Source organism: Pseudomonas sp. Pseu.R1, assembly GCF_045764065.1.
Taxonomy (GTDB): domain Bacteria; phylum Pseudomonadota; class Gammaproteobacteria; order Pseudomonadales; family Pseudomonadaceae; genus Aquipseudomonas.
The window spans coordinates 2,775,045-2,787,482 of sequence record NZ_JBJGEE020000001.1 but is presented as its reverse complement, the minus strand read 5'-3'; the positions used below and the strand labels follow the sequence as shown (position 1 = coordinate 2,787,482).

The 12,438-nt window shown below is 59.1% G+C and carries 12 protein-coding genes; 7 read left to right on the top strand and 5 right to left on the bottom strand.

Annotation, left to right across the window (positions count from 1 at the left end; translation table 11 throughout):
• Positions 1-135 precede the first annotated feature (135 nt).
• Genes ACI5GA_RS12860 through ACI5GA_RS12850 form a run of 3 tightly spaced genes read right to left on the bottom strand, consistent with a single transcriptional unit; the run spans position 136 to position 1,657 of the window.
• Complete coding sequence (locus ACI5GA_RS12860; RefSeq protein ID WP_421422943.1) at positions 136-699, bottom strand: hypothetical protein; 564 nt, start codon at positions 697-699, stop codon at positions 136-138.
• Positions 699-1,142, bottom strand: a complete 444-nt coding sequence (locus ACI5GA_RS12855; RefSeq protein WP_421422942.1) for a DUF2778 domain-containing protein — start codon at positions 1,140-1,142, stop codon at positions 699-701. Before ACI5GA_RS12855 ends, ACI5GA_RS12860 begins: the two co-directional genes overlap by 1 nt.
• 32 nt (positions 1,143-1,174) lie before the next feature.
• Complete coding sequence (locus ACI5GA_RS12850) at positions 1,175-1,657, bottom strand: Hcp family type VI secretion system effector (protein WP_421422941.1); 483 nt, start codon at positions 1,655-1,657, stop codon at positions 1,175-1,177.
• 300 nt (positions 1,658-1,957) lie between these two features.
• On the opposite strand from ACI5GA_RS12850, the gene cobG reads away from it, so the two are divergent.
• The 7 genes from cobG (at position 1,958) to ACI5GA_RS12815 (ending at position 8,873) form a co-directional block, all read left to right on the top strand.
• Positions 1,958-3,310 (top strand): precorrin-3B synthase, encoded by a 1,353-nt coding sequence (cobG, locus tag ACI5GA_RS12845; protein WP_421422940.1) that lies wholly within the window; start codon positions 1,958-1,960, stop codon positions 3,308-3,310.
• Entirely contained in the window at positions 3,303-3,929 is a 627-nt protein-coding gene (locus ACI5GA_RS12840) for a precorrin-8X methylmutase (protein ID WP_404634112.1), read from the top strand. The genes cobG and ACI5GA_RS12840 overlap by 8 nt, the downstream gene beginning before the upstream one ends.
• Positions 3,926-4,660, top strand: a complete 735-nt coding sequence (locus ACI5GA_RS12835; RefSeq protein WP_404634110.1) for a precorrin-2 C(20)-methyltransferase — start codon at positions 3,926-3,928, stop codon at positions 4,658-4,660. The genes ACI5GA_RS12840 and ACI5GA_RS12835 overlap by 4 nt, the downstream gene beginning before the upstream one ends.
• Complete coding sequence (gene cobJ / locus ACI5GA_RS12830) at positions 4,660-6,372, top strand: precorrin-3B C(17)-methyltransferase (RefSeq protein ID WP_421422939.1); 1,713 nt, start codon at positions 4,660-4,662, stop codon at positions 6,370-6,372. The genes ACI5GA_RS12835 and cobJ overlap by 1 nt, the downstream gene beginning before the upstream one ends.
• A 340-nt stretch (positions 6,373-6,712) precedes the next feature.
• Positions 6,713-7,492, top strand: a complete 780-nt coding sequence (locus tag ACI5GA_RS12825; protein WP_421422938.1) for a hypothetical protein — start codon at positions 6,713-6,715, stop codon at positions 7,490-7,492.
• A 50-nt stretch (positions 7,493-7,542) separates the two neighbouring features.
• Positions 7,543-8,229, top strand: a complete 687-nt coding sequence (locus tag ACI5GA_RS12820) for a hypothetical protein (RefSeq protein WP_404634104.1) — start codon at positions 7,543-7,545, stop codon at positions 8,227-8,229.
• The gene (locus ACI5GA_RS12815) at positions 8,226-8,873 is read left to right on the top strand and encodes a hypothetical protein (protein WP_421422937.1); all 648 of its coding nucleotides are present in this window, start codon (positions 8,226-8,228) and stop codon (positions 8,871-8,873) included. Before ACI5GA_RS12820 ends, ACI5GA_RS12815 begins: the two co-directional genes overlap by 4 nt.
• Positions 8,874-8,904: 31 nt before the next feature.
• Here the strand turns inward: ACI5GA_RS12815 and ACI5GA_RS12810 are convergent, their stop codons facing one another.
• On the bottom strand, positions 8,905-9,498 hold the full coding sequence (locus tag ACI5GA_RS12810; protein ID WP_404634363.1) for a MarC family protein: 594 nt from the start codon (positions 9,496-9,498) through the stop codon (positions 8,905-8,907).
• Positions 9,499-9,565: 67 nt separating this feature from the next.
• Positions 9,566-12,361 (bottom strand): response regulator, encoded by a 2,796-nt coding sequence (locus ACI5GA_RS12805; RefSeq protein ID WP_421422936.1) that lies wholly within the window; start codon positions 12,359-12,361, stop codon positions 9,566-9,568.
• Positions 12,362-12,438: the final 77 nt, after the last annotated feature.

Sequence of the window (12,438 nt, the reverse complement as noted above, 5' to 3'; positions counted from 1 at the left end):
CTCAGACCCAATGCTTGCGACAGGCCTGTTTGGGTGGCCTGTGTATAAGGTGGGCATGATAGCGCGAGAGTGATGGCTCGTCGTCCGCGTGGTTAACCTTACGACAGTTTCGAGGGCGACTAACGGCGCGTGTCTCTATAGTTTAACCTGCTGGCTTGACGCACGCCGCCTGTTGAGCAGGCTTAGACTGAAATAGACAAAAAGGGTATTCGCTAGCAGAGCGAGTACTGCGATAAAACCTTCATATAAATAGTCCCATAGAGGATCTTTTATGAAGTCGTAAGTGTTTAAGGTTAACTCCCATATCCACCATTCGGGGAAGAGTGACAAAATGATTATGAAAAAAACAACGTAGGGCATGAGGTATAGCAGCCATAGTGTGATAAATCTTGAACGTGATAGTGTTTTTTTGTCTGGCTTGCTCCCGTTTGAGGGAAGTGGCGCGGTTTTGTTATGAGGCATTTTTCTGTTGGGTGTTAATATGATCCGCATAAAAATAATATTGAAAGCTACGCCGATACAAAGCGCGGTCAGGCTGTAGATCATGTCCTTGGTTTTTTCTTCGGCTAACATGAATGGTAAGCTTGCTAATGATTCCCATAGGAAGGTGTCAGAGAGGAAGCCAAAGGTTAAAGCCGCGAACACTAGAAAGGATAATAGAAAAAGCGCCCAAGTGAGCGCGAAATTTAAAGGTTTCATTAGTACACCTGTACCGTTCCGTATGCTGTTAGTGTTGGCCTTATATTCATTGGAGTAGTGGCAAGTAGTGCGTTTCGCAATGTGGCGTAGTTACAGTGGTCAGGAAGGGTTATGCACCCCATAGAGATTCCACGGTATCCAGCAGGGTGGAGTCGAAATTCACCACGTCGGACGCTGTCAACAAAGGTTTGGTCATCAAGTTGAGAATCATCTTTGAAGAGGCCGAACCATAGATCACGATCTGATCCACTCCAGATGGAGTCGCGATAGTCCCGGAACCAGCCTAGCGTTCCACCTTTTGGCCTATCTACAATGTAATACCTCCCCGTGGGTAACGGTCCAATCTCTTGAATCGCCATATCATCCGGATTATTCCTCGTAGAACCCGCCTGCCCCGAATACGCAGGAAAAAATCCCACCCCAGGACACACCAGCGTCGACATCCCTTCGCCGTTCAACCGAAACAAACACCGGATCATCGTTCATTCCAGGCATCAGAATAAATAATGTTCCCGTCGCAGTGCTTCCAGGTGATTTTTTCATAGCATAGGGAAATAGCTTCAAGATGGTTATGCTTTTCGGTCGCAGGGTTTTTACAGTCATGCATCATCGGTGCAACCGCGGTGACCTTTACGCCTTCGAGCAGCATGTTGAAGTACTCAACCTCCTGGCCCGCATCGTCGATGTTGTACCACTTGATCTCAGCCGATTTTAATGTCTGGCCCGTCGAAACGGCCTTGTAGAGATAGGGGCTGGAAATGTCGAACTCTTTCTCAAAGGTGAGTGCCGAGTGCTTGCGCTTACCCATGACTTTTCCGGTGGCGGGATCCGTTGGCAGGAATACGCCATGGCCGAAGCCCAGAATTTCAATGCTGCCTTCTCTTTGGTTGATATCCACTGAACCTTTGATTTCTGCTCCGCCATCGTCCTTGAGCCAGAGGTATGCAGGAATAGCCATAAAAATCCTTTTGTTTCAGGGGGGATTAAAAACGGGCGTGTCAGCCGTAGCGGCAATTTAAGGTTCAAGGCCGCGCCAATCGATCAGATAGAGGAAGTAAGGGGCGCCGGTTGAGTCCGACGAGGGTGTGGGATATCTGCCACGGTAGGGGGTAGGCGTTAAACCGTGCGGGGTGTTTGCGCAGTCATTGCGAGCACATCCGACCAACCGCCTTTTCCCGCCCCCGGCCAAAGCAGGCATAATACCGGCCTCGCAGAACCCGCCTTCTGCCCCTTCATTCCGCTCACATCAGGTGACCCTTTGGCCGAGCCGCTGTCCGCTCGAATCCCTGCTGCGCCCATACGTCCCTCGGCTTGTCCGGGGTTGTTGCGTATCGTCCCGGCGCTGGATGGCGGGATTTGCCGGATCAAGCTGCCGGGCGGGGTGATTACGGCGCAGCAGGCGCTGGCGGTCGCGGACGCGGCCGAGCAATTCGCGGGCGGTGTGATCGAGGCGACCAACCGCGGCAATCTGCAGATTCGAGGGATCGGTCAGGATCATCAGGGCCTGATCGCGACCCTGCTTGATGCAGGGCTAGGCCCGAGGAATCCGGCCAGCGACGACGTGCGCAATCTGATGCTCAGCCCCACAGCGGGCATCGATCCGCAGCAGTTGTTCGATGCTCGCCCGCTGGCGGCCCGGATGCTCGACACGCTGGAAAACCACCCTCGCTTCCATGAGTTGTCGCCCAAATTCGCACTGTCGCTGGACGCCGGTGAAGGTTTGGCGATGCTCGATCATCCCCATGATCTATGGCTGTCAGCCCTCGATATCGAGGGCCAGACATGGCTGGGTTTCGGTCTGGCGGGATGTCCTGGCACTGATTCGCCACTGGCGGCGGTGCCGGTGGAGGCAGGCCACGATCTCATGGTCGCGGTCTTGGAGCTGTTCCTTGACCACGCCCGGCCTGATCAGGCGCGCATGCGTCATCTGCTGCAAAACCTGCCTTTGGAAGCACTGCTTGATCTCCTGGCCCAGCGCCTGCCGCACACGCTGCGAATCGGTCGAACCATCACCACTTCACGACGCAAGCCGACGAAGCCAAGCGCCCACATCGGCACTTATCCACAACGTCAGCCCGCGCTGATTTCAATCGGCGGTGTCGTGCCTTTGGGGCGTTTGACGCCGTCCATGTTGCGCAACGCGGCGAGGCTTGCCGTTGAGCGGGGTGACGGCACATTGGTAATGACGCCATGGCAAAGCCTGATGCTGCGCAACGTGAGCCGTGAAAATGCCTCGCTCGTCCTCGACAGTCTGCAAGCGGCCGGGCTGTTGTGCGATGCCGATCAGGCGCTATCGCACATCATAGCCTGCACCGGCTCGGCGGCCTGTGGCAAAGGGCTGGCCGACACCAAGGCCGACGCGCTGCAACTGGCGGAGTACCTGCAACAACAGGGTGTAACCCAAGCTGTGCACCTGTCGGGCTGTAATCGGTCCTGCGCAGCCGCCCACGCTGCGCCGATCACCTTGCTGGCGGTGAGCGCTGGCCAGTACGACCTGTATTTTCGCCGCGTAGACCAGCCGGGTTTCGGCGAGTTGCGTGAGCGTGACCTCACTATTGAAGCAGTCGGTGCGTTGTTGACCGCCGACTCACGGAGCAACACCGATGATTGATTACATCCGCGACGGCCAGGAAATCTATCGCAACTCCTTCGCGATCATTCGCGCCGAAGCGCGGCTCGACACCATTCCTGCCGATCTGGAAAAACTGGCTGTACGGGTGATTCACGCCTGCGGCATGGTCGATGCGGTCGAGGGGCTGCGTTTCTCGCCGGGCGCCGGGACTGCCGGGCGTCAGGCGCTGGCCAAGGGGGCTCCGATCCTGTGTGACGCGCACATGGTGGCTGAAGGCGTGACCCGCGCCCGTTTGCCTGCCAACAATCAGGTTATTTGCACCCTGAAAAACGAAAGCGTGCCGGACCTCGCGCGTGAGTTGGGCAACACCCGCTCTGCGGCCGCGCTGGAGCTGTGGCGACCCCATCTGGAAGGCGCTGTGGTGGTGATCGGCAATGCGCCGACCGCGTTGTTCTATCTCTTGGAAATGCTCGACGCGGGTGCACCCAAACCTGCGCTGATTCTCGGCTTCCCGGTGGGATTTGTCGGCGCCGCTGAATCCAAGGACATGCTCGCGGCTGACAGCCGTGGCGTGCCGTACGTGATCATGCAGGGCCGTCGTGGCGGCAGTGCCATGGCTGCGGCAGCGGTCAATGCTCTCGCCACGGAGATCGAATGATGCAGGTTCGCGGTCGTCTCATTGGTCTTGGTGTCGGTCCCGGTGATCCCGAACTGATTACGGTCAAAGCCTTGCGCCTGCTGCGCGAGTCCCCTGTGGTGGCGTATTTCGTCGCCAAGGGCAAAAAGGGCAACGCCTTCGGCATCATCGAGGCGCACCTGCAAGATGCTCAAACGCTGATGCCGTTGGTGTACCCGGTCACCACCGAGGTGCTGCCCGAGCCGATGTCCTACGAGCAGATCATCAGCGATTTCTATGACACCGCCAGCCTGGATGTCGCGGCACATCTGGACGCAGGCCGCGATGTGGCAGTCATCTGCGAAGGGGACCCGTTCTTCTACGGCTCCTACATGTACCTGCACGACCGCCTCGCCGAACGTTACGAGGCCGAAGTGGTGCCGGGCGTTTGCTCGATGTTGGGCGGTGCCTCGGTGCTGGGCGCGCCGCTGGTGTATCGCAATCAGAGCCTGTCGGTGCTGTCGGGTGTGCTGTCGGCGGACGAACTCAAGCGCAAGCTGGAGGATGCCGATGCGGCCGTCATCATGAAGCTGGGGCGCAACCTGCCGAAAGTGCGTCAGGTGCTGGTGGAAACGGGCCTTGCCGAGCGCGCGCTGTACGTCGAGCGGGCGACCATGGCCAATCAGAAGATCGTGCCGCTGGCGGAGGTCGATCCGATGTCTTCGCCGTACTTCTCTCTGATCATCGTTCCAGGCGAAAGGTGGCAAGGCTGATGGGCGCTTCGAACTTCAAAACGCCCGCCATCGTTATCCTCGGCAAAGGCGCACTGAGTACCGCTCGCCGAATTCAGCACCTGTACCCGGATGCGCTGATTCATGGGCTGGCCGAGCGTGTTGAGGGGGCGGATCGCAGCTATTCCGAATTCGGCGCGACACTGCGTCAGCTTTATCAACAGGACACCCCGATCATTGCTCTTTGTGCAGCGGGTATCGTCATTCGCACGCTGGCACCTGTGCTGCTCGAAAAAGGTGCCGAACCGCCTGTGCTCGCGGTCGCTGAAGACGGCAGCGCGGTCGTGCCGCTGTTGGGGGGGCTGGGTGGCGTGAATATCATGGCCCGAGAGATCGCTGCCGGTTTGAACACCGCAGCGGCGATCACGACCAGTGGTGAGCTGCGTTTTGGCACCTGCCTGCTCAATCCGCCCAGCGGTTATGCGTTGGGCGACCTGGAGCTGGGCAAGCGCTTCGTATCCGATCTGCTTTCAGGCGAGCCTGTACGTATCGAGGGGGCTGCGCCTTGGCTCGCTCAGGCGCAATTGCTTGAGGACGATCAAGCGCAACTGGCGATTCATGTGGGTTACGCCGAACGCGAACCCTCTGCCAATGAGTTGCTGATTTACCCGCGCAACGTGTTGGTTGCAGTGGATGCATCGCTGGAAAATCTGGCCGATGTCGTGCGTGCCACGCTGCATGATTCACGCATCGCCCTACAGGCGCTTGCCTGCTTGCTGGCCAGTGAGCGCGACATGGCCAGCCCTGCGCTGCAGGCCGCCGCTGAGGCGCTGGGCGTGCCAGTGCGTTTCACGACGCACGCTGTACCCAGCGAAATGGCGCAACAGGTCCTGCCGCAGTCGTTGCCCCCAATCACGCCTGTCGAGGGAATCGCCATCGCTGTGGCGCCTCAGCCGCTGGATATCGAGCGGGTAGGACGAGGGCGCGGGCGTCTGGCCGTGATCGGTCTAGGGCCGGGCGCTATCGAATTCATGATCCCTGCCGTGAAAGCCGAACTGGCGCGGGCCAACGATGTGCTGGGTTATGAAACCTACGTGCGCATGGCCGGGCCTTTCAGGTCGGATCAAGTGCTGCACTGCACTGACAACCGCGAAGAAATGCAGCGTGCCCGTCATGCTTTTGAACTGGCCGCTCAAGGGCGTTCGGTCGTCGTCGTTTCGTCGGGCGATCCAGGCGTCTTCGCCATGGCGGCTGCGGTGCTCGAAGCGCTGCACGAGTCGGACAATCCGCAGTGGCATGCGGTGGATCTTGAAATCCTGCCGGGGGTTTCCGCTTCGCTGGCGACAGCGGCGCAGGCGGGCGCTCCGCTGGGTCATGACTTTTGCGTGATGTCGCTTTCCGACAATCTCAAGCCTTGGGACATCATTGAAAAGCGTCTGGACCTGGCCTGCCAGGCCGATCTGGCGCTGGCGTTCTACAACCCGATTTCTCGCTCTCGTCCTTGGCAGTTGGGGCGCGCGCTGAAAATCGTCCGCCAGCATCGAACACCTGAAACTCCGGTCACGCTGGGCCGGGATATCGGGCGTCCGGGGCAGACCTTGCAGGTCATCACCCTGGGCGAACTGGCTCCAGAACAGGTGGACATGCGCACCATGGTGCTGATTGGTTCGTCGCTGACCACGATCTTTCCTCGCGCCGAGGGAGGGCAGTGGGTGTACACCCCGCGTTGGTATGGCGCCAAACCCGCGCGGTGATCGCCATGTAGGCTCGTTGGGAACTCGTTGTCCGAGTTTCCATCGTTCCGGGTAGGAAGGTTCTTCAGAAACTCCGGAAATGTCCACTCTCGCAAAGCGATACATCCCCCTCGGCACATCGAACATCGCGCGACCGTTACCTCGAGTTGTAGGCAAAGTCCCGAGTGCCGGTCAAAGCCTCGTTTGCTCTGCTCTGCCGTAACCGCGATTGAATGGCGCGTCCTATTTTCATTAGCAAACGTAACGGCCTCGGCCCCCGAATGACCGCCAAACGTGCCTGCCGATGTGCGTTAAGGTGTTCCTCGTCCAGTGAGGACATTTACCCCAAAAGGATTTGGAAATGAAAAACGATGCATTTATTCAGCATGTGATGAACGTGCCGCCGCTGGAATCGATCCGCGACGCTCGCTCGGTCGACCTGCCTGCGTCCGAGGCCATCGTCCCAGCAGGCGCCGCAGTGTCCGGTGCGGGCATCATTGGTTTCGTGGAGGGCATGAGCCAGCAAGCGAAGGACGATGTACTCGACAGCTACTCGTACGCCACCCTTGCCGCAGACCGGCGTCACAGCTCTACCGAGGAGCCTGGCAAGTGGTATCAGGTCTTTCGCGAGGTCATGACCCGCGTCATGCATTGGACGTCGCAAGACGCGGCCTACAGCAGTTACTCCCGTCGCGAACGTGTACTGACGTTGGACCAGATCGTCATGCAAATCCTGGCGAAGTCGCTGTATGCCGCCGGTGTCGGTGCGGTGGGAGCACCTCAGTTGCTGGAAATTGCAGATGCTGCGGTCGAAAAACTCAGCGAAAAAGACGAGCCGCTACAACTGTTCAACTACAACTCCACCAAGCCTCTGGGCGGCGGTCGGGCCATGGTCGGAGGCTGCCGAGAGAGTGCCGATGGCGTGATTGTGCTCGCGGTTGGCGCAGTGGAACTGAAGACTGACCTGACCGTTGGCAATGTCCTGTTCTTCAACTGGAACTCGGTGTCGCTGGACGTGCAGCGTAACTCGGACGTTTTCGTCTTCAATCAGTCCCTGTATGCCCGAAGTCGCCGTCAGAAAGTGCGCGATGCGCTGGAAAGGTCTGCCGATGCAGTGGTAGAGCTGTATCCGATCGATTGATTTCAAGGGCCGCAGTGCGTACTGCGGCCCTTTTTTACAGGAGTTGACCTATGGCGAAGGAATTGCTCGAGGTGCGTGTCAATGGCTCTGAGTTGCTGGTGTTGCGGGGGTGTCCCGATCAAGCGATGAGAGACGACATGATGGCCTCGACGTTGTATACGCAGTTGGCTGCCGATCATCAATTCAGCAAGTTTGACGACTTCAACAAGTGGCAAGACATCCTGCTCAACGCGTCGAGCAAGTTTGGCTGGCTGCGGCTCGATGTGGCCAACACCCAGGAGCGCGTGGCAACCTCCGAGACACTGACACCGGCCGAAGCCATTGGCGCCTTACTGCCCGCTTCACTGGCGCATTGGCAAGGCGCCCCTCTTCGCTCGTTGTTTACCCAGCTCTGCACGGCGCCTGCCAACGGCGAAGCGTTTTGCCTGCTTAAACAGGGCATGCTGCGCACGTCCTCGTCCGGCGACCTCTGCGCCGTGGTCATGCGGCTCGGCTTCGTGGGGCCGACAGGCAAACGGGTGGCGCTCTCTTTGGCCTTCGCGACGCGTGAGGCGCTGGCCGACAACCCGTTCAATCAGGTTTTCTCGCGCCATCAGTTGACCGGGAACGTCATGTGTTCACGCGTGATCACTCAATTCGACGGCATTCGATACGCTCCGCTAAAAACGCCGGTCATCAAAGCCCTCAAGACCAAACAACCCGGCTTGGTGCTTCCGGTGACAACGGTGGGCCTATGAGTGCGGTCTCAGGCATGGTTATCGGCAACGCAGTGATCGCGCTGCACGAGGAAATCGCCGCCGGCTCTGATCGTGACGATGTGCTGAGCTGCCTGGCTCACGCTGACGGCTTCGCGAGTCGGTACTTTGATCCGAGGACGGAATATCAGAACTGGCTGTTTCGGTATCACTCGCGATTGCAACAGCGCGGCTGGACGCTGATCAATCCGATACAGCACACCCCGCAGGTCATCTTCGACGCTTCGGAGCTTGAAACCGTGACCTATACGATCTTCGATTCGGTGAAATCCCGGCGTCTGGCCAGGTTTGCGCAGGCAGCGTGGTCTTCCTTGAAGACCAACCGGGTGGCGCAAGATTTTTTCAGCGGTGGTGATCGCAACGGAGAGCTGGGGCGAATACAGTTGATACCCTGCGTGCTGGACGTCAATGGCGACATTACATTGCTGACGTGCTGCATTCGGCTAACCGGTGAGGTCGACACCCGAGACTTCGATTTCTGGAGCGTAACTCAGCGTGAAATGCTATTGCGCATCAGCGGAGGAGTGTACCGCTTCGACCGCGCCATTTACGCCCGATACCGCGAGGAGATCCTGCAGCAACTGGACGCCTGTGCCGACCGGTTCATGCAGAAATACCCCGTCTGACCCACGACGTGGGCTGGCCGCGCAGGCTTTTTCACGGCACCAGATAGCCCTTGATGCCGGTGAAAATGATCTGAGCCGCCAGCGCACAAACGAACAGCCCCATCAAGCGGCTAACAATCTGCAAGCCTTGCTCGCCCAGAATCCGCTCGATGCTGTTGGACAGGTAAAGCACCACGCCAACGGTGAAACTGGCGAGCGCAATGCTGACAATGGCGGTCAGCTTGTCGTCCCAATGGGGTTGGCTGACGCCCATCACCAACAGGGCGCCGATGGTGCCGGGGCCGACGGTGATGGGAATGGTCAGCGGGACGATGGTTACGTCCTGCTGCACATTGTCGGTCTGAACGCCTGATTTGCCTTGCGCCATGCCCAGCGCCGAAATGAACAGCACGCTGCCCGCGCCGATTCTGAAGGCGTCGGCGGTGATGCCGAACACGCTGAAAATCACTCGTCCGAACAGATACAACAGCACGCTGGCGATCAGCGTCGCGAAGGCCACTTTCCACGCCAGATGACGGCGTTCCTTGCGTGAATAGCCTCGGCTCAGGCTGATGAAGCAGGAGAGGACGAAGAACGGGCTATAGAGCACCAGCATCTTCAGATAAACGCTGAACAGCACATGCAGCATGGTGAGGACTCGCAGCGGCAGACTCGACGCGGGAAGTCTATCAGGCGCCGCACCGCAGAGCGGGTCAGTTTTGCAGGTAGCGATCCTGATCATCAGGTTCGTCGCTATCCAGGCCGCGCGTCCGCTGCTCGACCCAGTATTCGACCAGTTCACGCAACTGCGACAGTTCGACCGGTTTGGACATGTGGCCGTCCATACCGGACTGTCGAGCGCGGTCCTTGTGTTCAGCCAGGATGTGCGCAGTCAGGGCAACCACAGGGGTGCGAGTGCGCTGATTGCCGACTTCCCAGGCGCGCAGTTGCTGCGTGGCCGAGAATCCGTCGAGAATCGGCATTTCACAGTCCATCAGCACTAGGTCATAACGCTGGGCTTTCATCGCCTGCAATGCTTCTTCGCCGTTGCTGGCAGTGTCCGGTTGCAGGTTGAGTTTGCCCAACATGCCGCGGATGACCTTGGTCGAAATGCTGTTGTCCTCGGCCACCAGAATCCGGAAATCGCTGGGCACGTCGACTTCGGTGATTGGCGTCGGGGCAGGCAGATAAGAGGCCTGCCCTTTGTTGCGCTGATTCAGCTCGTCGGCCAGCGTGGTTTTCAGCGTATAGCCTGCGACCGGTTTGGCGAGGATGCGTTTGACACCGGCATTGCGTGCGATGACCTTACTTGGGGCGTTGCTGATGCCAGTGAGCATGATCAGCAGAATGTCGTGGTTGAGGCTTGGGTCTTCCTTGATCTTGGCGGCCAGTTGCATGCCGGTCATGCCGGGCATGTTCTGGTCAAGCAGCACAATATCGAAGTAGTCGCGCAGGTGCGCCTTGGTGCGCAGCAGGGCAAGCGCTTCCTTGCCCGATGGCACGGCGCTGACGTTCAGACCCCACGCGCTGCATTGCTGAACCAGCACTTTGCGACAGGTGTCGTTATCGTCCACCACCAGCACCCGCGCCCCCTTCAGCGGGCTGTCCAGATCGGCTGGTGGCTGTTCCAGCCGATCCGCATCCAGCGGAAGGCTGAGCCACAGGGTGCTGCCCTGATTGCTGCCGCTCTGAATGCCGAATTCGCCATTCATCAACAGGATCAACTGGCGCGCGATGACCAGGCCCAGGTGGCCACCCACTTTACTGGCCGCGAGGAAGTTCTTGCTGTGCAGTTCGGCGTGGAGCAGGGCATCGCGCTCTTTGGCGGTCAGTGGTGTACCGCTGTCCTGAACGGCGATGCGCAGACGCGGTTTGCCACCACGGGAGTCGAGGGCGACCACCAACAGGATTTCGCCTTCGTCGGTCTTTTTCAGGGCGTTTTCCAGCAGGCTGAGCAGAGTCTGGCGCAGTCGGGTCGGGTCGCCGCTGATCACCCTGGGTACTTGCGGCTGAATGAAACTGATCAGTTCGACACGCTGTTGCTCGGCCTTTGCCCGGAAGATACTCAGGCAGTCTTCGATCATCGCGTTGAGGTCGAATTGCACATCGTCCAGCTCGATTTGCCCGGATTCGAGTTTGGTGATGTCGAGAATCTCGTTGATCAGCGTCAGCAGCTCATTACCTGCGCTGTGAATCGTCTGCACGTAGTCGCGCTGTTTGACTGACAAAGGCGTGCCCAGCAGCAATTCGGTCATGCCCAGCACACCGTTCATGGGGGTGCGGATTTCGTGGCTGATCTTGGCCAGAAATTCAGCCTTGGCGTTGATTTCGGCGGTGCTGGCGGCCAGTTCGCGGCTGATGCTGAAGTTGTTTTCAGTGATGCTGCGATGACGCTCGCTCAAGGCGATGCTCATCAGCAGGCCGCAAACGCAGAACATGCCCATCACAGCGATGATCAGGGTCTGTGCCGCGATGGTGGTCAGCCACAGCATGGCAGGCAGGATCACCAGATTGCCGAGGTTGAAGGCTATCATCGCGATCACGAATGGGCGTGCCGGGGTGTAGCCTTTTTGCAGGTGATAAATCGACACCAGCGTGATGGTCAGCGTGGTGAGCGCGACCAGCAGGAAGGTCATGACGTTCAGTGGCAGGTTGTCGACGAACAGCACCAGCAAGCCGCCGAAGCCGACGACCAACAGTGCGCTCATCAGCAGCCGGTTGAGCACTTCGGCGCCGCGCTGGACGAAGAAGCAATGGGTGTACATCAAGCCGGTGGCCGCCGCCATCAGCAACGCCAGGTGAGCGCTCGGGGTCTGAGCCAGGTGCCAGTTCGGCAGCCACGACGCTTGAAGGTTCAGCAGCAAAAGCGCGCTGAGGCCCAGAAATGCCTCGCAGGCCGCGAGCCACAGGCTGCTGACCGAGCGGGACTGGGCATAGCGGGTGATGTTCTGCACGATCAGCATGATCAACGAGCCAAAGAACAGGCCCAGCAGCAAGGGGCGACGTTCATCGGCGGCGCTGGAAACGGCGGACTCCAGCGAAATGTTCGGTCGCAGTTCCTGCTCGGATTTCAGGCGCAGGTAGAGGTCCAGCGGGGTGCCGCTTTGCGGGACTGGCAGCAGGAAGTCGACGGAAGGCAGTGGTTGCTGCGCCCGAGGGACTTTATTGCCCGAGCGCGAATGATCGATCAGCGTTTCGCCGTTGAGGACGTACATGTCCACGGTGGCCAGGTCCGGGGCGAAGATGCGCACCAGTTGTTCGTGATCGGTCGGGGGAAGACGATAATGCAGCCAGAGCGCGGAATCGCGGCTGATGGCGCGGACCTGGTCAAGTTCGACCGGGCTGAACTGGGAGTCGTAGTGAGGGGAGCGAACGTCGCTGAGCTGCAGATTGGCCTGATCGTCGACAAGGGTCGACCATCCTGCACTGACCTCCGCGAATGTCGGGGGCATGCAGAGCAGGGTCATCATGGCGATGATCGAACAAGTGGCAATCCTGAGCCAGCGCACGGCGAAATCCCTTCGTGAATGAAGCCAGTTACTCTGGTGCGGCTCTGGATGATCGGACGGTCGCTTGACTTCAAGCG

What these genes read in the sequence shown, in the direction of transcription:
- ACI5GA_RS12860 (WP_421422943.1), bottom strand. Translation starts at nt 699, where the DNA reads ATGAAACCTTTAAATTTCGCGCTCACTTGGGCGCTTTTTCTATTATCC.
- ACI5GA_RS12825 (WP_421422938.1), top strand. Translation starts at nt 6,713, where the DNA reads ATGAAAAACGATGCATTTATTCAGCATGTGATGAACGTGCCGCCGCTG.
- cobJ (WP_421422939.1), top strand. Translation starts at nt 4,660, where the DNA reads ATGGGCGCTTCGAACTTCAAAACGCCCGCCATCGTTATCCTCGGCAAA.
- ACI5GA_RS12835 (WP_404634110.1), top strand. Translation starts at nt 3,926, where the DNA reads ATGATGCAGGTTCGCGGTCGTCTCATTGGTCTTGGTGTCGGTCCCGGT.
- ACI5GA_RS12815 (WP_421422937.1), top strand. Translation starts at nt 8,226, where the DNA reads ATGAGTGCGGTCTCAGGCATGGTTATCGGCAACGCAGTGATCGCGCTG.
- ACI5GA_RS12850 (WP_421422941.1), bottom strand. Translation starts at nt 1,657, where the DNA reads ATGGCTATTCCTGCATACCTCTGGCTCAAGGACGATGGCGGAGCAGAA.
- ACI5GA_RS12855 (WP_421422942.1), bottom strand. Translation starts at nt 1,142, where the DNA reads ATGTCGACGCTGGTGTGTCCTGGGGTGGGATTTTTTCCTGCGTATTCG.
- ACI5GA_RS12840 (WP_404634112.1), top strand. Translation starts at nt 3,303, where the DNA reads ATGATTGATTACATCCGCGACGGCCAGGAAATCTATCGCAACTCCTTC.
- ACI5GA_RS12820 (WP_404634104.1), top strand. Translation starts at nt 7,543, where the DNA reads ATGGCGAAGGAATTGCTCGAGGTGCGTGTCAATGGCTCTGAGTTGCTG.